The 547-nt window shown below is 35.6% G+C and carries 1 protein-coding gene; it reads left to right on the top strand.

Going from position 1 to position 547, the window contains the following annotated elements; genetic code table 11:
* On the top strand, nt 1–100 hold a 100-nt coding region (locus tag H5300_RS27005), incomplete at its 5' end, for an IS1 family transposase (RefSeq protein ID WP_220503598.1).
* Between the last annotated feature and the right edge of the window lie 447 nt (nt 101–547).

The following is a 547-nucleotide window of genomic DNA, read 5'->3' on the forward strand; positions in this document are numbered from 1 at the left end:
CTTAAAGAGACTCGTTCGAAAAACTATCGGTTTCTCGAGATCAGAAGAAATGCACGATAAGGTCATCGGCACCTTTATCGAACGAGAGTTTTACCATTAATCAACAGATTGGAGTCATGACCAATCGCTCAGCCAATTTCCCAAATAGCAAGGCTACGAAAATATAAATGTTCAACAATCAACCACCTAATATTTTGATAGTTGAAACTAATTGAAAACAATCGAGATAATCCTTTATCAAACAACAAACCAGTCAGCATAACCAACTGATAATTATAAGTATTTATTTTCAATTCATTTCAGTATTTTTGGTATTGTTTTATATGACAGAGTACACCCCGCTAGTAACCCTCGGCTTTAAATAATATCAATAAAATCTAATAACTCGATTCTAATAAAAATAGCCAAATAATGGCATTTAGCCCGAATTCAACTCCGAACTGCGACACTCTTAATTTTCAAGCAGCCGACATCATTTCTTTAAATAGGACAGCTGGCTGCTTGAACCCCAAACACTTTTTCGGACGATAGTTAATCCGTTGTTGCG

This window comes from Vibrio sp. SG41-7 (assembly GCF_014164465.1).
Taxonomy (GTDB): domain Bacteria; phylum Pseudomonadota; class Gammaproteobacteria; order Enterobacterales; family Vibrionaceae; genus Vibrio; species Vibrio splendidus.